General features: G+C 44.0%; 18 protein-coding genes. 15 read left to right on the forward strand and 3 right to left on the reverse strand.

From position 1 onward, the window contains the following. Positions 1 to 10: 10 nt before the first annotated feature. From BFM96_RS05995 to BFM96_RS06005, 3 genes are all read left to right on the forward strand, one after another. Positions 11 to 886 (forward strand): F0F1 ATP synthase subunit gamma, encoded by an 876-nt coding sequence (locus tag BFM96_RS05995; protein ID WP_068991620.1) that lies wholly within the window; start codon positions 11 to 13, stop codon positions 884 to 886. 87 nt (positions 887 to 973) lie between these two features. Further along, complete coding sequence (atpD, locus tag BFM96_RS06000; protein ID WP_068991623.1) at positions 974 to 2380, forward strand: F0F1 ATP synthase subunit beta; 1407 nt, start codon at positions 974 to 976, stop codon at positions 2378 to 2380. 10 nt (positions 2381 to 2390) lie between these two features. Beyond that, complete coding sequence (locus BFM96_RS06005) at positions 2391 to 2810, forward strand: F0F1 ATP synthase subunit epsilon (protein WP_068991626.1); 420 nt, start codon at positions 2391 to 2393, stop codon at positions 2808 to 2810. 472 nt (positions 2811 to 3282) lie between these two features. Here the strand turns inward: BFM96_RS06005 and birA are convergent, their stop codons facing one another. Together birA and BFM96_RS06015 are read right to left on the reverse strand one after the other, a co-directional pair. Continuing rightward, the gene (gene birA, locus BFM96_RS06010) at positions 3283 to 4218 is read right to left on the reverse strand and encodes a bifunctional biotin--[acetyl-CoA-carboxylase] ligase/biotin operon repressor BirA (protein ID WP_068991627.1); all 936 of its coding nucleotides are present in this window, start codon (positions 4216 to 4218) and stop codon (positions 3283 to 3285) included. Next, positions 4205 to 5224, reverse strand: a complete 1020-nt coding sequence (locus BFM96_RS06015) for a LacI family DNA-binding transcriptional regulator (protein WP_068991630.1) — start codon at positions 5222 to 5224, stop codon at positions 4205 to 4207. The genes birA and BFM96_RS06015 overlap by 14 nt, the downstream gene beginning before the upstream one ends. A 319-nt stretch (positions 5225 to 5543) precedes the next feature. On the opposite strand from BFM96_RS06015, the gene BFM96_RS06020 reads away from it, so the two are divergent. From BFM96_RS06020 to ftsX, 10 genes are all read left to right on the forward strand, one after another. After that, positions 5544 to 6719 carry a galactokinase gene (locus tag BFM96_RS06020; RefSeq protein ID WP_068991633.1) on the forward strand — a complete coding sequence of 392 codons (1176 nt, stop codon included), beginning with the start codon at positions 5544 to 5546 and terminating at the stop codon, positions 6717 to 6719. Beyond that, on the forward strand, positions 6712 to 8217 hold the full coding sequence (gene galT / locus BFM96_RS06025; protein WP_068991637.1) for a UDP-glucose--hexose-1-phosphate uridylyltransferase: 1506 nt from the start codon (positions 6712 to 6714) through the stop codon (positions 8215 to 8217). The genes BFM96_RS06020 and galT overlap by 8 nt, the downstream gene beginning before the upstream one ends. Continuing rightward, a complete protein-coding gene (gene galE / locus BFM96_RS06030; RefSeq protein WP_068991639.1) occupies positions 8214 to 9215 on the forward strand; it encodes a UDP-glucose 4-epimerase GalE in 1002 nt (333 codons plus the stop codon). Before galT ends, galE begins: the two co-directional genes overlap by 4 nt. A 157-nt stretch (positions 9216 to 9372) precedes the next feature. Beyond that, positions 9373 to 9507, forward strand: coding sequence for a DUF4044 domain-containing protein (locus BFM96_RS06035; protein ID WP_068991641.1), 135 nt, complete (start codon positions 9373 to 9375; stop codon positions 9505 to 9507). Between the two features lie 99 nt (positions 9508 to 9606). Next, positions 9607 to 10917, forward strand: coding sequence for a GTPase ObgE (obgE, locus tag BFM96_RS06040; RefSeq protein WP_068991642.1), 1311 nt, complete (start codon positions 9607 to 9609; stop codon positions 10915 to 10917). A 42-nt stretch (positions 10918 to 10959) separates the two neighbouring features. Then, the gene (locus BFM96_RS11090; protein WP_145939714.1) at positions 10960 to 11115 is read left to right on the forward strand and encodes a hypothetical protein; all 156 of its coding nucleotides are present in this window, start codon (positions 10960 to 10962) and stop codon (positions 11113 to 11115) included. Between the two features lie 228 nt (positions 11116 to 11343). Continuing rightward, entirely contained in the window at positions 11344 to 12471 is a 1128-nt protein-coding gene (gene queG, locus BFM96_RS06045; protein WP_068991646.1) for a tRNA epoxyqueuosine(34) reductase QueG, read from the forward strand. A gap of 32 nt (positions 12472 to 12503) precedes the next feature. After that, positions 12504 to 13599, forward strand: a protein-coding gene (prfB, locus tag BFM96_RS06050) for a peptide chain release factor 2 (protein ID WP_145939715.1) whose coding sequence is annotated in 2 segments (ribosomal slippage) — positions 12504 to 12575 and positions 12577 to 13599 — 1095 coding nt in all. Because the reading frame shifts where the segments join, the coding sequence is not laid out codon by codon here. A 21-nt stretch (positions 13600 to 13620) separates the two neighbouring features. Then, positions 13621 to 14313 (forward strand): cell division ATP-binding protein FtsE, encoded by a 693-nt coding sequence (gene ftsE, locus BFM96_RS06055; RefSeq protein ID WP_068991651.1) that lies wholly within the window; start codon positions 13621 to 13623, stop codon positions 14311 to 14313. After that, a complete protein-coding gene (gene ftsX, locus BFM96_RS06060; RefSeq protein ID WP_068991654.1) occupies positions 14306 to 15232 on the forward strand; it encodes a permease-like cell division protein FtsX in 927 nt (308 codons plus the stop codon). The genes ftsE and ftsX overlap by 8 nt, the downstream gene beginning before the upstream one ends. Before the next feature lie 304 nt (positions 15233 to 15536). On the opposite strand, the gene BFM96_RS06065 is transcribed toward ftsX, so the two are convergent. Next, positions 15537 to 16166, reverse strand: coding sequence for an MBL fold metallo-hydrolase (locus tag BFM96_RS06065; RefSeq protein WP_068991657.1), 630 nt, complete (start codon positions 16164 to 16166; stop codon positions 15537 to 15539). A gap of 105 nt (positions 16167 to 16271) precedes the next feature. Between BFM96_RS06065 and BFM96_RS06070 the strand changes: the two genes are divergently transcribed. Together BFM96_RS06070 and BFM96_RS06075 are read left to right on the forward strand one after the other, a co-directional pair. Then, the gene (locus BFM96_RS06070; protein WP_068991659.1) at positions 16272 to 18722 is read left to right on the forward strand and encodes a bifunctional DnaQ family exonuclease/ATP-dependent helicase; all 2451 of its coding nucleotides are present in this window, start codon (positions 16272 to 16274) and stop codon (positions 18720 to 18722) included. Between the two features lie 49 nt (positions 18723 to 18771). After that, complete coding sequence (locus tag BFM96_RS06075) at positions 18772 to 20004, forward strand: FtsW/RodA/SpoVE family cell cycle protein (RefSeq protein ID WP_068991661.1); 1233 nt, start codon at positions 18772 to 18774, stop codon at positions 20002 to 20004. Positions 20005 to 20008: the final 4 nt, after the last annotated feature.

Below are 20008 nucleotides of genomic sequence, written 5' to 3' on the forward strand. Positions count from 1 at the left end.
GGGGTGTCAGATGGCGGTTTCGTTAAATGATATAAAAACTAAAATTGCATCCACTAAGAATACTAGCCAAATCACCAATGCCATGCAGATGGTATCCGCTGCAAAACTTGGAAAATCAGAAGAAGCCGCAAAGAATTTTCAGATTTATTCCCAAAAAGTTCGGAAATTGGTCACGGATATCCTGCATGGGGACGTAGTTTTGGATTCGCAAAATCCCATGCTCATCCATCGTCCTGTGAAAAAGACAGGCTATATTGTGATTACATCAGATCGGGGCTTGGTCGGCGGTTACAATGCGACGATTTTAAAGAGTATGATGGAGTTGCTAGCGGATTACCATGAAAAACATGATTTTGCCATTATCGCCATCGGTGGTATCGGGGCCGACTTTTTCAAAGCACGTGGAATTCAGCCAGTCTATGAACTGCGAGGCTTAGCCGATCAGCCAAGTTTTGATGAGGTTCGCAAAATCATCAATAAAACGGTTGAAATGTATCAGAGCGAGATTTTTGATGAACTTTACGTCTGTTATAACCATCATATCAATAGCTTGACCAGTCAAATGCGGGTGGAGCAGATGCTTCCTATCATTGATCTCGATCCGAATGAAGCCGATGAAGATTATAAGCATACATTCACGCTTGAAACCAATCGGGAGGAATTGCTCGATCAGCTCTTGCCTCAATTTGCAGAAAGTATGATTTACGGGGCCATTATTGATGCCAAGACTGCTGAAAATGCAGCTGGAATGACGGCTATGCAAACGGCAACAGACAATGCTAAGAAGGTCATCAATGACTTGACCATTCAGTACAACCGGGCTCGGCAAGCGGCGATTACGCAGGAAATTACCGAGATTGTCGCAGGAGCTAGTGCTTTGGAATAATCTCTTGGATGATGCAATCTAAGAAGAATAGAATGAGAATATAGAGTTAAAAGAGATGTCTTTAGACTCTTAGAAATGGAGAAATAGATGAGCTCAGGCAAAATTGCTCAGGTTATCGGACCAGTTGTAGACGTTGCGTTTGCAGCTGGCGATAAGCTACCTGAGATAAATAATGCACTTGTAGTCTATAAAAACGACGAGAAAAAATCAAAAATCGTCCTTGAAGTAGCTCTTGAGCTTGGAGATGGAGTAGTGCGGACCATTGCCATGGAGTCAACAGATGGCTTGACACGTGGCTTGGAAGTCTTGGACACAGGTCGTCCAATCTCTGTCCCAGTTGGACAAGAAACGCTTGGACGAGTGTTCAATGTATTGGGAGAAACCATTGATTTAGATGCTCCGCTAGCTGAGAGCATGGACCGTGAACCCATTCATAAAAAAGCCCCAACCTTTGATGAATTGTCAACCTCATCTGAAATTTTGGAAACAGGGATTAAGGTTATTGACTTACTTGCTCCTTATTTAAAAGGGGGAAAAGTTGGTCTCTTTGGTGGTGCTGGTGTTGGGAAAACCGTTCTTATCCAAGAATTAATTCACAATATCGCCCAGGAGCACGGTGGTATTTCAGTATTTACGGGTGTTGGTGAGCGGACGCGTGAAGGAAATGACCTGTACTGGGAAATGAAAGAATCAGGCGTTATTGAAAAAACAGCCATGGTCTTTGGACAGATGAATGAGCCACCAGGGGCGCGGATGAGGGTTGCCTTGACTGGTTTAACCATTGCAGAATACTTCCGTGATGTCGAAGGTCAGGATGTGCTATTGTTCATTGATAATATCTTCCGTTTCACGCAAGCAGGTTCTGAAGTGTCTGCCCTCTTGGGTCGGATGCCATCAGCCGTAGGGTATCAACCGACCTTGGCCACTGAAATGGGACAATTGCAGGAGCGGATCACCTCCACCAAAAAAGGTTCTGTAACCTCCATCCAAGCAATTTATGTGCCAGCAGATGACTATACAGATCCAGCTCCAGCAACAGCTTTCGCCCATTTGGATTCAACAACCAATCTTGAGAGGAAGTTGGTACAGCTAGGGATTTATCCAGCCGTAGATCCACTTGCTTCCAGCTCTCGTGCTTTGGCACCAGAGATTGTCGGTGAGGAGCACTATGCAGTTGCTGCAGAGGTGAAACGAGTTCTTCAACGCTACCATGAATTGCAGGATATTATTGCTATCTTGGGGATGGACGAGTTGTCAGACGAAGAAAAGACCTTGGTTGCCCGGGCACGCCGAATTCAGTTCTTCCTATCTCAAAACTTCAATGTGGCAGAACAATTCACAGGTCAGCCAGGATCATACGTACCAGTAGCAGATACGGTTCGTGGTTTCAAAGAAATCTTGGATGGTAAGCACGACCATCTTCCTGAAGATGCTTTCCGTGGTGTTGGTTCTATCGAAGATGTGATTGCTAAAGCTGAAAAAATGGGATTTTAAGAGGTGACTGATGGCTCAAATGACAGTACAAATCGTGACGCCAGATGGTCTGATTTATGATCACCATGCGAGCTTTGTGTCCGTAAGAACAAATAACGGAGAATTGGGAATTTTACCTCATCATGAAAATATGATTGCTGTATTAGCTGTGGATGAGGTAAAGGTCAAACGAATAGATGATGATAGCCATGTCAATTGGATTGCTGTAAATGGAGGAATTATCGAAGTAGCCGATAATCTTATTACCATTGTGGCGGACTCAGCAGAGCGGGCACGAGATATTGATATTAGCCGTGCCGAGCGTGCCAAACGCCGTGCCGAGTTGGCCCTTGAAGAAGCTCAAGACAAGCATTTGATAGACCAAGAACGTCGGGCAAAAATCGCCTTGCAACGAGCGATTAACCGAATCAATGTCGGCAGTCGTCTATAAACATGAAAAATCTAATCTCAAAAGATGTTGATGCTTGAAATTTTTGATCATCAAATATTAAAGTTGATAAATGAAGCATAAAAAACGAACAAGACAGGATTCTGAGAGTCAGAAAACTAGTCTTGTTCGCTTTTTTATATGTAGGGGTGAACTTTTTGTTTCAGCCTCTTTTTCTGTATTCAGCAGAAGGGGGGTGACACGCTATAACAATCACAATCTGCCTAGGCAACAAAACTAAAGTTCAGCAAGATGAGTATAAAGACGTCAGATTTTGATGTTTGACGAGTATGAGGGGAAATCTCAAAATATTGCTTACCTGTCTTGGGGAGAGGTCAAATGTTCGAAGTTGTTAACGTTGGTGGACGCAATAGTTTTGAAAGGGATGCTTCTGTGCGAATGCATAGAGTGGATTATGCAGTGCTGAAGCGTTAGTAGGACTGATAAGGGGAACAGAGGGTAGCATTTCGTCGTTTTACCAACTTTGCAGAGAAATTTCGCCACTGGATAGCCAGATTTCAGTCCCTGTATCGAGTTTAACGAGGAGTTTTCCTTGGTCGGAGATGTCTTTTGCCTGTCCTGTTTGGAGCTGGCCGTTTTGTTCAAAGGAAATTTTTTGCCCTAAAACAAGGGATTGCTTGCGGTAGAGGTAGATGAGTTCTTCTGGGCTTGAATGGAAAAACTGATTCCAAATCGCTGCGATTAGTTCATTACGGGTAATCGGACAGCGATCGGGGAACAGGGACGTAGCCTTGTCTTTTAATTCTTCTGGAAAGTGTGAAATAGATAGGTTCAATCCTACACCGATGATGACATCGGTTACCAAGCCTGTTTCGACAGAAGTGACAGCCTCCGTGAGAATACCCGCAACCTTCTTTTTGTGGTAATAGAGGTCATTGACCCATTTGATGTCTAAATCAATCAGGGTTAACTCTTTAACAGCCTTGTAAATAGCAGCAGCAACTAAAATAGTATAAGTCGGAAGTTGCTCAAAAGGGAGTTGCGGTTTGAGATGAAGGGACATATAAATTCCCCCTTGGTTGGGCGAATAATAGTCTCGACCAAATCGACCTCGCCCAGCTTCTTGATAGGGAGCAAGGTAGAGGGTGTTGGGCTGTTCTCCATTTTCGATTCCTGCTTTGGCATCGAGCTGTGTGGACTGACAGCTGGGATTGAGACGGACCTTAACAGGGCAATGATGTTGGATAGCTGCTGGTAGGAGTAAGTCACCAGCTATCCATTTATACCCCTTATTTTTGACAGATTCAATCGTAATTCCTTTTTTTTCCAATCGTTGAATAGCCTTCCAAATAGATGTTCTGGAGACACCAAGTTGGGTGGCTAAGCTTTCTCCGCTGAGGTAATCTTGGGCATCATAAAGCAATTGAAAAAGGGTTTCATAGGTTTTCATAGGGACAGCTACTTTCTCGAATGGTTAGGCTTGTAGATAAGGTCATCATTTGTGGAATGCTCTCTCCCTCTTTTTCTAGCTCTTGGTGGAGAAGTTCTAGGGCTGCTTTCCCCATCTCTTCTGTGTAGACTGTGACAGAGCTGAGAGGCGGGTAGACATATTTGGAAATAGAGGTGTCGTTAAAGGCAACAAGGCTGATTTGAGTAGGGACGGCAATGCTGGCTTCTTGGAGGGCACGAAGGGCTCCGAGAGCGAGGGTGTCGTTGGCTAAAAAGAGAGCAGAAGGAAGGTGTTTCGGATGTTCACGGAGTAATTCTGCCATCATTTGGTAGCCAGCTTCAGCTGTAAAGAAGCCAATCTTAATCCAGTCTTCTTGGAGCAATCCCTTTTGGCTGAGATAGTTCCGAAATGTGGATAAACGGCTATCCAGCAAAAGAGTAGTGTCATCAGACGTACATTCTTGACCAGCTAGCATCCCAATTTTTACATGTCCATGTTTTAGAAAATAATCCAAGACAGCAATGACAGAGTTTTCAAAGTCAGTCGTCACACAGCTATGGCCGTAGCGAAGAGTATTGCTGTCTATGAATACAATCTGCTTAGAGTAGGTTTCTAGCTCCTGAATCTTTTGACTGCTAAATTTACCAATGGCAACAATGCCCTTGATGCCTGATAGGGTATGAAAACTATCATTGTTAAAAATCCGAACAAGGCTGTAACCCATCTCCTGAGCTCTTTTTTCAACCCCTATTCGGATAGAATAATAATAGAGATCATCCAGTTCTTGGGCTTTTGTGTACCATTCAACGATGGCAATGGTCCCTATTTGAGACTTTTTAGGAGGTGTTTTCTTTCCTCTTTTTTCATATCCTAACTCTTGGGCGGTTTGAAAGATTAGCTGTCTAGTCGTCTGCGTTACTGAGAGATTGGGATCGTGATTTAAGACCCGCGATACCGTAGCAGACGAGACACCAGCCTTCTCTGCGATGTCTTTGATTCTGACCATAGCATTTCCTTTGGAGGTATGTTTTCTTGATGTTTCTATTATACGCTACTTTAGGACAAATGAAAAGAAAAATTTAGTAAATTTTTATTAGAAATCAGCTATTTTGTAAGATAGATGTAAGAAAAATTTACTAAATAAAGTTTGAAAAGTTCCTAAATATTGGATATAATAAAGAAAAAACGTTTTCATACTCGTCAAACATCAAAATCTGACATCGTTAACTCACCTTGCTGAACCCGAGTTCTACCTGAGGTTTCGTTGCCTAGTCTGATTTTGATTGTTATAGGGTATCAACAGAAAATGGGAAATGAGGACAATTATGGATATGCATGTAGCAGATTTGAAAAAGGATTTCTTAGAAGTATTTGGCGTGGAAGCTGACCAGACCTTCTTTTCTCCTGGGCGGATTAACTTAATTGGAGAGCACACGGACTACAATGGAGGACACGTTTTCCCAGCGGCGATTAGTTTGGGAACTTACGGTGCTGCAAAAAAGCGGACGGATCAACTATTGCGTTTTTATTCCGCTAATTTTGCTGACAAGGGGATTATTGAGGTAGAGCTTGAACATCTTGTCTTTGATAAGGAGGATCATTGGGCCAATTATCCAAAAGGAGTTCTTCATTTTTTGAAGGAAGCAGGGCACATCATCGACCAAGGGATGGATGTTTATGTCTATGGCAATCTTCCCAATGGCTCTGGGCTGTCATCGTCTGCGTCCTTGGAGCTTTTGATTGGGGTGATGGCAGAACATCTTTTTGGACTAGAAGTGGAACGCTTGGATTTGGTCAAAATTGGCAAGTTGACAGAAAATCAATTCATCGGGGTGAATTCAGGGATTATGGACCAATTTGCCATCGGAATGGGAGCAGATGAGCGAGCGATTTATCTGGATACCAATACCCTAGCTTACGAACTGGTACCACTTGATTTGAAGGATAAGGTCATTGTCATCATGAATACCAATAAACGGCGGGAATTGGCGGATTCCAAGTACAATGAACGACGTGCTGAGTGCGAAGAAGCGGTTGTTGAATTGAGAGCTGCATTAGACATTCAGACGTTGGGAGAATTGGACGCTCAAACCTTTGATGAATACAGCTATTTGATTAAAGATGACAATCGTCTCAAACGTGCCCGCCACGCAGTTTTAGAAAATCAGCGAACCTTACAGGCTCAGCAGGCTTTACAGGCGGGAGACTTGGAGCGTTTTGGCCGTCTCATGAATGCTTCTCATGTATCCTTGGAGTACGATTACGAGGTAACTGGTCTTGAGTTGGATACCTTGGTTCATGCTGCTTGGGCACAAAAAGGAGTGCTTGGAGCACGAATGACTGGAGCAGGATTTGGTGGCTGTGCCATTGCCCTTGTAGAAAGAGCCTGTGTGGAAGACTTTATCGAAGCTGTCGGCCAGTCTTACACAGCTACTGTGGGATATGAACCAAGTTTTTATATGGCAGAGATTGCAGGAGGAACAAGAATTTTTCATGAATAGAAGGCAAAACAGGAGTGAATCGCTAGTCGAATCCTTTGTTGCACAGGTCATTCACTTTGGTCCCTATGAGGAGCTGGATCGGCTTTACGTGAACAACCGAGTGCTAGCCTTGGTAGGAGACGAAGCCTTGGATGTTGAGACGTTGGCTACCGACTTGCTCGATTTGAAGGAAGAATTGGTGGCAGTCGCAGTGGTTAATGGTCAGATAGGAGATAGTCAGTCTGAAAAAGAAATCTTGGGAGCTAGCCTGATGGACTTATTGACACCAAGTCCAAGTCAGCTGAACCGGCAATTTTGGGAAGATTATGCAGTCTCTCCCCATCAAGCGATTGCAGATTTCTATGCTCTCAGTCAGCGAAATGATTATATTAAGGTGAGAGACATCGCTAAAAACATCGTCTACACCAGTCCGACCAGCTACGGAGATTTAGAAATTACGATCAATTTATCAAAGCCAGAAAAAGATCCGAAAGAAATCGCAGCGGCACGAGAGCAAGCAGTCAGTCATTACCCTGTTTGCCAGTTATGCTTTGAGAATGAAGGCTACCACGGGCGGTTGAACCATCCTGCGCGTGCCAATCACCGCATGATTCGTTTTGATTTGGACGGAAAAGAGTGGGGCTTTCAGTATTCTCCCTATGCTTATTTTAAGGAGCACTGTATCTTTTTAGATAAGGAGCACCGTCCGATGGAGATTTCTCGGAGCACCTTTGAGCGTTTGTTTGGGATTGTGGAGCGTTTTTCAGATTATTTTGCAGGCTCTAATGCCGACTTGCCGATTGTAGGGGGCTCTATCTTGACCCACGAACATTATCAGGGAGGACGACATACGTTTCCCATGGAAATAGCAGAGCTGGAGAGCCGATTTACTTTCAGAGGATTTGAGACGGTAGAGGCGGGGATTGTCAAGTGGCCGATGTCGGTCATTCGCTTGCGTTCTCAAGATAAATCTGCTATGCTAGAACTTGCAGATCGCATCTTACAGAAGTGGAAAGGCTATTCTGATCCAGAGCATCACATTTTAGCTTATACGGGACGGGAAAGTCATCATACGATTACCCCAATCGCACGCTTGAAACAGGGTTTGTATGAGTTGGATCTCGTTTTGAGGGACAATCAAACATCAGAAGAATTCCCTGATGGCATTTACCATCCACATCCAGATGTGCAGCATATCAAAAAAGAAAATATCGGCTTGATTGAAGTCATGGGCTTAGCGATTTTACCGCCGCGTCTCAAGGATGAATTGGCAGAAGTAGAGAAGTTTTTGCTAGGAAAAGAAGCACGAGTGGCTCCTTATCACAAGGACTGGGCCAATCGTCTCAAACAAGAATTTCCAGATGTCTATGAGGATACCGTTGTAGACATTGTCCGTCAGTCAGTTGGACAAATCTTCTGTCGAGTACTAGAAGACGCTGGGGTCTATAAGCGTCATCAAGAGGGACAAAAAGCCTTTTTAGAGTTTATCAAGACGGTCGGTATCAAGGAGAAACTATGACAGTTTTAGTATTGGGAGGGGCAGGCTATATCGGCTCTCACATGGTGGATCGCCTCATTGCAACAGGAAAAGAAGAGGTTGTTGTAGTGGACAATCTCGTCACAGGGCACAAGAAAGCTCTGCACCCTGACGCTGTATTTTACCAAGGGGACTTGGCAGACAAGTCTTTTATGCGCCAGGTCTTTGAACAGCATCAAGAGATTGATGCTGTGATTCACTTTGCAGCTTACATTCAAGTGGCTGAATCCATGGCTGATCCCTTGAAATATTTTCAGAATAATACAGCAGGACTGGTCAACTTGCTAGAAGTGATGAGGGAATATGGGGTGAAACATATTGTCTTTTCATCTACGGCAGCGACTTATGGTATTCCAAAAGAAATTCCAATTGTGGAAACGACGCCCCAAAAGCCCATCAATCCTTACGGTGAAAGCAAACTGATGATGGAAACCATCATGCGTTGGGCAGATGAGGCCTACGGTATGACCTTTGTCGCTCTGCGTTATTTCAATGTGGCAGGGGCAAAACCAGACGGCAGTATTGGAGAGGATCATGGTCCTGAAACCCATCTTTTACCGATTGTCTTGCAAGTAGCGCAAGGCAAGCGAGATAAGATTATGATTTTTGGGGACGATTACCAGACACCAGATGGAACCAATGTTCGTGACTACGTCCATCCCTTTGATTTGGCAGATGCTCACCTACTAGCGGTCGAGTATTTACGGGCTGGAAATCCTTCTGAGGCCTTTAATCTCGGTTCTTCTACTGGATTTTCAAATTTGGAAATCGTAGAAGCAGCCCGCAAAGTCACTGGACATCCGATTCCGCTTGAAATTGCCGATAGACGCCCGGGCGATCCAGATACGTTGATTGCCTCTTCTGAAAAGGCCCGCCAGGTACTGGGCTGGACACCAAAATTTGACGATATAGAGCGGATTATCGAGACCGCTTGGAAATGGCATGCTAGCCATCCAAATGGCTACGATGACCGAGGATAAAGTGGCAATCGAGGAAGTCTGAGAGCAGATTGCTAAAATTATTCAAAAGAGAGGCAGGAAAATCATGATTTTTATCCCACTGCCTCTTTATGATTTGAAAATCTTTGCCGTTCATGGTAGAATAAAAGAAAAACTTAAGAGATATTGAGGTAACATCGTGGCTTTTGGAGATAATGGACAACGAAAAAAAACAGCATTTGAAAAATTAACCCTGCTGGTCGTAATTATCATGTTGCTCGTGACGGTTGGAGCTATTTTTGCAAGTGCCTTGGGAGCTTTGAGTGCTTCTTAATCACACGAGACTATAAGAAAAAGTGAGTGAGATAAACCTCCTCTGTGCGAGTTGGAGTTTGTCTTGCTCCTTTTTACGGAAATTAGAAAGTAGTAAAAAATGAGTATGTTTTTAGATACAGCCAAGATCAAGGTCAAGGCTGGTAATGGTGGAGATGGCATGGTCGCTTTTCGCCGTGAAAAATACGTTCCCAATGGCGGACCTTGGGGCGGTGATGGCGGTCGTGGTGGCAATGTTGTCTTTGTTGTAGACGAAGGCTTGCGGACCCTGATGGATTTTCGCTACAATCGGCATTTTAAGGCCCCATCTGGTGAAAAAGGCATGACCAAAGGCATGCACGGTCGTGGAGCAGAAGACTTGTATGTTCGAGTACCGCAGGGAACGACCGTCAGAGATGCTGAGACAGGAAAAGTATTGACAGACTTGATTGAGGATGGGCAAGAATTTGTCGTGGCACGCGGGGGTCGTGGGGGTCGTGGAAATATTCGTTTTGCCACACCGAAAAATCCAGCACCCGAGATTTCAGAAAATGGAGAGCCAGGGCAAGAGCGGGAATTGCAGTTGGAGTTGAAGATATTAGCAGATGTGGGCTTGGTTGGTTTTCCATCAGTTGGTAAATCAACCCTGCTCAGTGTGATTACAGCTGCCAAGCCTAAAATTGGGGCTTATCATTTCACTACCATCGTGCCTAATTTAGGGATGGTTCGGACCCAGTCTGGCGATTCCTTTGCGGTGGCAGATTTGCCAGGTTTGATCGAGGGAGCCAGTCAAGGAGTTGGACTTGGAACCCAGTTTCTTCGCCATATTGAGCGGACGCGGGTCATCCTGCATGTGATTGATATGTCAGCTAGTGAAGGACGCGATCCTTACGAAGACTACCTCGCCATTAACAAGGAGCTAGAGTCTTACAATCTTCGCTTGATGGAACGTCCACAGATTATCGTGGCAAATAAGATGGACATGCCAGATAGTGCTGAAAATCTGAATGTTTTCAAAGAAAAATTAGCTGCAACTTATGATGAATTCGATGAATTACCGCAGATTTTCCCGATTTCGAGTCTGACAAAGCAAGGCTTAGGGACGCTTTTAGATGCGACGGCTGAATTGCTAGCGAAAACGCCAGAATTTCTCCTTTATGATGAGTCGGATATGGAAGATGAAGCCTATTATGGCTTCCATGAGGACGAGCCAGCCTTTGTTATTGATCGTGATGACGATGCGACTTGGGTCTTATCTGGGGATAAATTGGAGAAACTCTTTAGCATGACGAATTTTGACCGTGACGAATCTATCATGAAATTTGCCCGTCAACTTCGGGGAATGGGGGTCGATGAGGCCCTTCGTGCACGAGGTGCCAAAGATGCTGATTTGGTCCGCATTGGTAATTTTGAATTTGAATTTGTGGATTAGGAGAATGTAGCCCCTAGACTAGACATGAAGTGGAGGTTTACCATGGGAGATAAACCCATATCTTTCCGAGACAAGGATGGTAATTTTGTATCAGCCGCAGATATTTGGAATGCTGAAAAGTTAGAAGAACTCTTTAATCGGCTCAATCCCAATCGGAAACTCCGCTTGGAGCGAGAACGATTGGGAAAGGAAGACTAACAAGTCGTCTAAGGCCCTTTTCTTACAAGGGAGATGTCCAGACAGACTAGCAGTGAGCGATTCAATTTTTGAAGAAAGATTGGTTTTTTGTAGGATGCAGATACCAGTCTTTTTTATTGGTCTTGAAAGGATGGGTAATCATAGTATGAGCGAAGTCTAGTAGGAGTTCTTTGATGCTTTATTTTCCCTTTATTCCCAAATGTAGCTTTTTTTGTTACAATAAAAGAAATGAATCTAAAAGAACAAATCATCTCCTTATCGAAGGAAATTGGTATTTCGAAGATTGGCTTTACAACAGCTGACGATTTTGCCTATTTGGAGAAATCCTTGCGGGCTGCAGTCGAAGAAGGGCGTACATCAGGCTTTGAACATAAAAACATTGAAGAACGCATCCAGCCCAAATTGAGCCTAGCCTCTGCTAAGACCATTATCTCGATTGCCGTTGCTTACCCAAGAAGGCTACCGCAAAAACCGCAGAAAACCCAGTATAAACGTGGCAAGATTACGCCCAATTCTTGGGGTCTAGATTACCACTATATTTTACAGGACAAGTTGGAACGCTTGGCACGTGGCATTGAAGAATTGACAGCTGATTTTGAATACAAGGGCATGGTCGATACCGGTTCACTTGTTGATACAGCAGTCGCAAGACGGGCAGGAATTGGCTTTATTGGTAAAAATGGTCTGGTCATTTCAAAGGAATTTGGTTCCTACATGTTTTTGGGTGAACTCATTACCAATTTAGAAATTGAGCCTGATCAGCCGGTGGACTATGACTGTGGGGACTGCAATCGTTGTGTGACGTCCTGCCCCACCTCTTGCTTGATTGGGGATGGCACCATGAATGCTAGGCGTTGTCTGTCCTTTCAGACCCAAGATAAGGGGATGATGGACCTTGAATTTCGTAAGAAAATCAAAACAGTCATCTATGGCTGTGATATTTGTCAGATTTGCTGCCCCTATAATAAGGGGATTGACAGCCCACCGGTTGTGGACATTGACCCTGATTTGGCTGAGCCAGAACTCATTCCCTTTTTGGACTTGTCAAATGCTCAGTTCAAGGGAAAATTTGGCATGATTGCGGGTAGCTGGCGAGGAAAAAATATTCTCCAGCGAAATGCCATTATCGCACTTGCCAATGCAAATGACAAATCGAGCATCCCAAAACTCTTAGAAATCATTGATAAAAAGCAAAATCCGATTCACATGGCAACGGCCATCTGGGCACTTAGTCAGCTGGTCAAAGAGCCCAATGAGGAGCTGATTGACTTTATTGAGCAAGTAAAGAGCGACCATCCAGATGTCCTAGCTGAGCAGGCCGAATTTTTAAAATTCGCCAAACAGGCTCAGATATGATATAATGAAAAGGATATAGAAAAGAGGTAACTATGGATATTGCAGAAATTCGTCAAAAAATTGACGCGAATCGTGAAAAATTAAACTCTTTCAGGGGGTCTCTTTGACTTAGAAGGTCTGGAAGAGGAAATTGCCATCTTAGAAAATAAGATGACGGAACCTGATTTTTGGGATGACAATCTGGCAGCACAGAAAACATCTCAAGAGTTGAACGAACGAAAAGAAACCTATAATAACTTCCATCACATGACAGATTTATTTGATGAATCGGAGATTCTCCTTGATTTTCTCGCAGAAGATGAATCTGTTCAGGAGGAGCTGGAAGAAAAACTACGAGAGTTAGAAAAGAGAATGACGGCCTATGAGATGACCCTTCTCTTGTCTGAGCCTTATGACAATAACAATGCCATTTTGGAAATTCATCCAGGTTCTGGCGGAACAGAGGCCCAGGACTGGGGGGACATGCTACTTCGCATGTACACACGCTTTGGCAATGCTCGTGGCTTTAAGGTGGAGGTGTTGGACTACCAAGCAGGGGATGAGGCAGGGATTAAGTCTGTGACCCTTTCTTTTGAAGGTCCGCATGCCTATGGTCTTCTCAAGTCTGAAATGGGCGTTCACCGCTTGGTGCGGATTTCGCCTTTTGACTCAGCGAAACGTCGTCATACCTCCTTTACATCAGTGGAAGTCATGCCAGAGTTGGACGATACGATTGAAATTGAGATTCGAGATGACGAGATTAAGATGGATACCTTCCGCAGTGGCGGTGCTGGTGGACAAAACGTCAATAAGGTCTCAACAGGGGTTCGTTTGACCCATATTCCGACAGGCATTGTTGCCCAATCAACGGTCGATCGAACTCAGTACGGCAACCGTGATCGTGCGATGAAAATGCTTCAAGCCAAGCTCTATCAGATTGAGCAAGAGAAAAAAGCAGCTGAAGTTGATTCCTTAAAAGGAGACAAGAAAGAAATTTCTTGGGGGAGCCAGATTCGCTCCTATGTCTTTACGCCATATACCATGGTAAAAGATCACCGCACAGGCCATGAAGTCGCTCAGGTGGATAAGGTTATGGATGGAGACTTGGACGGCTTTATCGATGCCTATCTCAAGTGGCGGTTAAATTAGAAGAAAGGACTTGTAGCTGACATGTCAATAATCGAGATGAAAGACGTTGTCAAAAAGTACGACAACGGAACGACAGCACTCCGTGGAGTATCTGTCACGATAGCGCCAGGGGAGTTTACCTATATTGTAGGTCCTTCTGGGGCTGGGAAGTCAACCTTTATTCGCTTGCTTTACCGTGAAGTCAAGGTCGATAAAGGCAGTTTGAAAGTGGCAGATTTTGATCTGACCAAGATTAAAAAGAGAGATGTCCCCTTGCTTCGTCGCAATGTCGGCGTGGTCTTTCAAGACTATAAACTCTTGCCCAAGAAAACAGTCTATGAAAACATTGCCTATGCGATGGAAGTGATCGGCGAGCGCCGCAGACATATCAAAAAACGGGTCATGGAAGTCCTTGACTTGGTGGGATTAAAGCACAAGGTTCGTTCCTTTCCAAATGAGTTGTCAGGTGGGGAGCAGCAGCGGATTGCGATTGCACGTGCGATTGTGAATAATCCTAAGGTGCTGATTGCAGATGAGCCAACGGGAAATCTGGATCCCGATAATTCTTGGGAAATCATGAATCTTTTGGAGCGTATCAATCTCCAAGGAACAACGGTTCTCATGGCCACCCATAATAGCCAGATTGTTAATACCCTTCGCCACCGCGTTATTGCTATTGAAAATGGTCGTGTGGTGCGTGATGAGGCGAAAGGAGAGTACGGATACGATGATTAGTAGATTTTTCCGTCATTTAATAGAATCGCTGAAAAGTTTAAAGCGTAATGGCTGGATGACCGTTGCTGCGGTCAGTACGGTGATGATTACCCTCAGTTTGATGGCGATTTTCATCTCTGTGATTTTAAATACCGCAAAACTAGCGACAGATATTGAAAACAATGTCCGAGTGACGGTGTATTTGCGTAAAGATACAGCGGATAATAGTGAGCGGGTTATCCAAGAAGGCCAAGAAGTCCAAAACGAGAATTACCACAAGGTGTACAATGCTCTGACCAACCTATCCAATGTTAAGTCTGTGACCTTCTCCAGCAAGGAAGAGCAATTGGATAAATTGGTTGAGGTGATGGGAAGCGATTGGAAATTGTACCAAGGAGATGCCAATCCCTTATACGATGCCTATGTCGTAGATACCACTGCTCCTGAGTATGTCACCAGTGTGGCAGATGGAGCCAAGTCTATCGAGGAAGTTTCCGAAGTAGAATACGGTGGAGCCAACACCAAGAGAATCTTTGCCCTTGCCAATATCATTCGAACTTGGGGGCTAGTCGGAGCGGGCTTGCTGGTCTTTATTGCGATTTTCCTCATTTCTAATACCATTCGGATTACCATTATTTCTCGAAGCCGCGAAATTCAAATCATGCGTTTGGTGGGAGCTAAAAATGGTTATATCCGTGGTCCCTTCTTACTGGAAGGAGCTTGGATTGGCTTGATTGCAGCGATTATTCCAGCGGGCTTGGTTTATGTTTTGTATGACATGGCTTATCAAGCCTTTAATCCAGCTCTTGCCAAGCAAAATCTCTCGATGATTGTGCCAGATACCTTTGTACCGATGATGATTGCCTTTATCTTTGTAGTCGGTATCATCATTGGTTCGATCGGATCCGGCATTTCGATGAGACGCTATTTAAAGATTTAAGAGCGGGAGCTAGAAACCTTGTTAGCCATCAGCTTAGCTGGTGGTTTTCTCATTTTTCTCTCCGAGAAAAACTGGCTGGAAGCTATAATACTCAATGAAAATCAAAGGTAGCGATTTTGCGACTTTTTTAGATGTTTCCTACCTCTTTTTATCACTGTCTTTTTCATTTACTGAAAAAGCGTCCTATTTGATTGACTTAGCCCATTTCATAGCAAAAAATAAATTTTTATATATGGTGACTATTTTTGAAATTAAATGAGTATAACGAAAAAAACGTTGAAAGATTATCAACGTTTTTTTGTGACTAAAAGAAAGGATTAAACAGCTTTTCATGAGAAATGGTGGTAGCAGGGCCGTGACCGGGATAGACATCATAGTTGGGCAGGGTGAAGAGCTGGGTTTTGATACTGGTTAAGAGAGTGTCCTTGTCTCCGGTATAAAGATCAAATCGCCCAATGGCTTCGAAAAAGAGAGCATCGCCACTGAGAACCATTCGATCATCTGGAAAGACAAGGGAGACACTGCCGATCGAGTGCCCTGGTGTTTCCAGAACATAGAAATGAAAACCATCAAGATGATACGGAGTCTGAATGGCAAAGAAGTGCTCAGCTGGTTGTAAGATGACATCAGGGATATCATCGTGCATGGGAAGACCTGAGCGGTTATAGGTTGGCGTGTAGAGCCAGTCCCCTTCTTTTTCAGAGATGTAGACAGGCGGTGCCCCAAACTGCTTTCGAACCAAGTCCAGACTCATAATATGGTCATAATGGGCATGGGTCAATAAAATCGCTGAAATGGGTTTGTTTATCTCTTCAATCTTACTACGGATGACCTCCCAGTCACTACCAGGGTCAATGATGAGAAGATGGGTCTCATTTTCTAGGTAGTAGGTGTTTTGATAAGCTTGAGTATTTAGGGTTGTATGAATCTTCATCGTGTTTCCTCCGCTTCTAGTGTAGCAAAAAAGAGAAAAATTGACTAGAGAGAGGTCAGCTTTTCCTCCCCAAATCTTAGTAGAATATGATATAATTTGAGTATTATGGCACAAGAAAAGACGAAGTATGCGGTTGTTGATCTGGAGGCAACGAGCGCAAATAGCAATGCAAAGATTATCCAAGTGGGCATTGTTCTCATTGAAGACGGCAACATTACCCAGACCTATGAAACGGATGTCAATCCTCACCAAGCTTTAGATAGTCATATCAAGGAGTTAACAGGGTTGACGGATGAACGCTTGAGACAAGCTCCAGATTTTTCTCAAGTAGCAGGAGAGATCTATGAACGGATCCACGATGCCATTTTTGTGGCTCACAATGTACAGTTTGATGCGAATCTCTTGGCAGAAAGTCTCTTTTGGGAGGGATTTGATTTACTGACGCCGCGGATTGATACGGTTGAGTTGGCACAGATTTTTTTTCCGACTTTTGATAAGTATAATCTCGGTGTCTTGAGCCAATATCTGGACATTCCTTTAGAACACGCGCATACTGCTCTTTCAGACGCTTATGCGACCGCTCTGCTCTTTCTTAAAATTCAAGAAAAGATAAAAATGCTCCCCAAAACATTGGTGGAAGAACTACTGGAGCGTGGGGACTGTCTTTTGTACGAGTCTAAGTTAGCCATTCAGGCTGTTTTTGAAGAGATGCCTGATGTCGCAAGCCACGATTTTATAGAACGCCACGGTCTCTTTTTTAAAAAGCCAGAGGAAAAGACCTCCGCATTAAAATTATCACAGGATTTTAGCCATAATATCCATCTGCTGGGATTAGAAGAGCGTGGGGAGCAGGCTATTTTTGCCCAGCTTGTTGAACAAGCACTCAAAGAAGAAAAACCTAGTTTTTTAGAGGGAAGAACAGGGATTGGTAAAACCTATGGCTATCTCTTGCCCCTCTTAGCAAAAACCAATCAAAAAATCATCGTAAGTGTGCCGACTAAGCTCTTGCAAGACCAGTTGATGAGACAAGAAGGAAACCGTCTAGCCTCGACCTTTCACATTTCCTTTCATAGTTTGAAAAGTCCGAGGAACTATCTTCATCTGGATCGTTTTTATGAGACCTTGGCAGAAGAGGACAATCGCTTAATCAGTCGCTGCAAGTTGCAGCTTTTGGTCTGGCTAACGGAGACATCTACGGGAGATTTGGATGAAATCCCGCAAAATTATCGTTACCAGCCTTATTTTGAGAGAATTGCTCATTGTGGAGGAGTTGCGGAGACGTCCCTCTTTTCAGATGTGGATTTTTGGGAGCGCGGGCAACGATTGGCCGCAACCAGCCGAGTTTTAGTGACCAATCATGCCTATTTGCTGACGCGATTAGAGGATGACAAGAGCTTGGTTGACAATCGCTTTTTAGTGGTGGATGAGGCACAAAAACTCTTTTTAACCATGGAACAGGTGATGCGTTCAAGTCTGAGTGTGACCAAGCTCCTGCAAGAAATCCAGCAAGCCTTGCAAGGGAAAATAAATATTTTGGAACAACGCCTGCTGGAAAGTCTGCAATTTGAATGTGTTCAGTTGGCAAATTCCATTGGTAAAAAAGGCCAGAGAGAGATTCCCCTGCAAAAGATTGAGAAAATCCGCCAAGATTTGGCAGAATTGCCGATGGACTTACTGACCGATGTTCGGGCAGCCTTTGAAGAACCCTTTGATTTGTTTTGGCTGGAAGAGGAGATTTTCAGCAGCCATCGTCAAAAATGGCTCAAATCAGCACGGTTGGCTGCTCCAGCATTTGCAGATTTATTGCCGAAAGACCAATCCTTTTTAGCGACATCAGCAACCCTAGAGATTAGTAAGCGCGTGAATCTCCCTAGCCTACTAGGCTTTAAGGAGGCAACCCTCTATCGTCTGCCCCAGTCTAGGACTCAGCAGCAGCGAGTGTGGGTAGATTTGACAGCTCCTCTGGTGACTGAGTTATCCCTAGAGGCCTATGCAGCTCTCATCGTGGAGAGACTAGAGATTTTAGCATGTCTTTCAAGGCCGATTTTGGTCTTGTTTACCTCAAAAGACTTGCTATTAGCGGTGTCAGAAGCTCTTTCTCTCCCCCATCTAGCCCAGTATAAGAATGGTGACGCTAGTAACATCAAACGTCGCTTTGATCGAGGAGAGAGTTCGATTTTACTGGGAGCAGGGAGTTTTTGGGAAGGAGCGGACTTTATTCGATTTGACCAAATGCTGGTTGTGATTACCCGTTTGCCTTTTGACAATCCTAGTGATCATCTGACCCAAAAGCTCAACCGAAATTTGAAGCTAGAAGGAAAAAATCCTTTTTATGATTATCACTTGCCGCTGGCTATTTTAAGGCTCAAGCAGGCCTTGGGACGAACTGTTCGACGTAAAGACCAGAAATCTGCTGTGCTCTTGCTTGATCAGCGGATTAAAACCAAAAATTATGGTCCTCAAATAGTCAAGTCCCTCGAAGAGCTCGTCGCATTTTCCTTTTCAGAGAAGGAAGAGTGGCAAGAGGAGATGGCAGGCTTTTTACAAGATAAATAAGGAGAGAAGATAGTGAGAGCAACGTCTTATAAGTGTGAAAGGAGGATTTATGTCGAATAGTCGACGATCGATTGATTCCAGAGTGGATTATAGTTTAATTTTACCTGTTTTTTTCTTACTGCTACTTGGGATTGTAGCGATTTATATTGCTGTTAGCCATGATTATCCCAGTGCAGTTTGGAGCATATTGGGGCAGCAGTTAGCCTGGATAGCACTGGGCGTGGTCATTAGTTTTATTGTCATGTTTTTTAATACTAAATTTCTATGGCAGATGACCCCTGTTTTATACGTCTTTGGCTTAGGCTTGATGGTGCTTCCACTCTTTCTATACAGCCCTGCTCTTGTCGCGTCAACTGGAGCGAAAAACTGGGTGACAATTGGTGGAGTAACCCTCTTTCAGCCCTCGGAATTTATGAAAATTTCTTATATTCTGATGCTGTCGCATGCCATTGTCCGATTTTACCAGCGGCATCGGAACAAAGAACGGACGATTCAACTGGATTTTCTCCTGATTTTAGAATTGCTGGCCTATACCCTTCCTGTGTTGGTCTTGTTAACTTTTCAGAAGGATTTAGGAACAGCTCTGGTCTTTGTAGCGATTTTCTCAGGCCTCGTTCTCCTGTCTGGCGTTTCTTGGAAAATCATTGTCCCAACAGTGCTCATCCTAGCCTTGTTACTGGCTAGCTTTATGCTTATTTTTCTATCTAAAGATGGGAGGGCCTTCCTCCATCAGCTAGGAATGCCGACCTATCAAATCAATCGCATCTTGGCCTGGCTTAATCCCTTTGACTATGCCCAGACCACGACTTATCAGCAGGCTCAAGGCCAGATTGCCATTGGGAGTGGTGGGCTTTGGGGACAGGGCTTTAATGTATCCAATCTCCTCATTCCAGTGCGAGAGAGCGATATGATTTTCACAGTGATTGCAGAGGATTTTGGTTTTGTGGGCTCAACAGGCTTGATTTTGCTTTATTTGCTGTTGATTTATCGCATGCTGAAAATTACCCTACAATCCAACAATCAGTTTTATACCTATATTTCCACAGGATTTATCATGATGTTGCTCTTTCATATTTTTGAAAATATTGGAGCTGTGACGGGAATTCTGCCCTTGACAGGGATTCCACTCCCCTTCATTTCCCAAGGAGGGTCGTCTATCATCAGTAATCTTATCGGTGTGGGCTTGCTTCTTTCGATGAGCTATCAAAATCAGGTAGCAGCAGAAAAAGAGGGCAAGGTTCCAAAAAAACGCAAGAAAATTATTTTACAACAATTAAAATAAAGGA

This window comes from Streptococcus himalayensis (assembly GCF_001708305.1).
GTDB lineage: Bacteria > Bacillota > Bacilli > Lactobacillales > Streptococcaceae > Streptococcus > Streptococcus himalayensis.

Coding starts and splice junctions, on each gene's coding strand:
- BFM96_RS05995 (WP_068991620.1), top strand. CDS start 11: ATGGCGGTTTCGTTAAATGATATAAAAACTAAAATTGCATCCACTAAG.
- atpD (WP_068991623.1), top strand. CDS start 974: ATGAGCTCAGGCAAAATTGCTCAGGTTATCGGACCAGTTGTAGACGTT.
- BFM96_RS06005 (WP_068991626.1), top strand. CDS start 2,391: ATGGCTCAAATGACAGTACAAATCGTGACGCCAGATGGTCTGATTTAT.
- birA (WP_068991627.1), bottom strand. CDS start 4,218: ATGAAAACCTATGAAACCCTTTTTCAATTGCTTTATGATGCCCAAGAT.
- BFM96_RS06015 (WP_068991630.1), bottom strand. CDS start 5,224: ATGGTCAGAATCAAAGACATCGCAGAGAAGGCTGGTGTCTCGTCTGCT.
- BFM96_RS06020 (WP_068991633.1), top strand. CDS start 5,544: ATGGATATGCATGTAGCAGATTTGAAAAAGGATTTCTTAGAAGTATTT.
- galT (WP_068991637.1), top strand. CDS start 6,712: ATGAATAGAAGGCAAAACAGGAGTGAATCGCTAGTCGAATCCTTTGTT.
- galE (WP_068991639.1), top strand. CDS start 8,214: ATGACAGTTTTAGTATTGGGAGGGGCAGGCTATATCGGCTCTCACATG.
- obgE (WP_068991642.1), top strand. CDS start 9,607: ATGAGTATGTTTTTAGATACAGCCAAGATCAAGGTCAAGGCTGGTAAT.
- BFM96_RS11090 (WP_145939714.1), top strand. CDS start 10,960: ATGGGAGATAAACCCATATCTTTCCGAGACAAGGATGGTAATTTTGTA.
- queG (WP_068991646.1), top strand. CDS start 11,344: ATGAATCTAAAAGAACAAATCATCTCCTTATCGAAGGAAATTGGTATT.
- ftsE (WP_068991651.1), top strand. CDS start 13,621: ATGTCAATAATCGAGATGAAAGACGTTGTCAAAAAGTACGACAACGGA.
- ftsX (WP_068991654.1), top strand. CDS start 14,306: ATGATTAGTAGATTTTTCCGTCATTTAATAGAATCGCTGAAAAGTTTA.
- BFM96_RS06065 (WP_068991657.1), bottom strand. CDS start 16,166: ATGAAGATTCATACAACCCTAAATACTCAAGCTTATCAAAACACCTAC.
- BFM96_RS06070 (WP_068991659.1), top strand. CDS start 16,272: ATGGCACAAGAAAAGACGAAGTATGCGGTTGTTGATCTGGAGGCAACG.
- BFM96_RS06075 (WP_068991661.1), top strand. CDS start 18,772: ATGTCGAATAGTCGACGATCGATTGATTCCAGAGTGGATTATAGTTTA.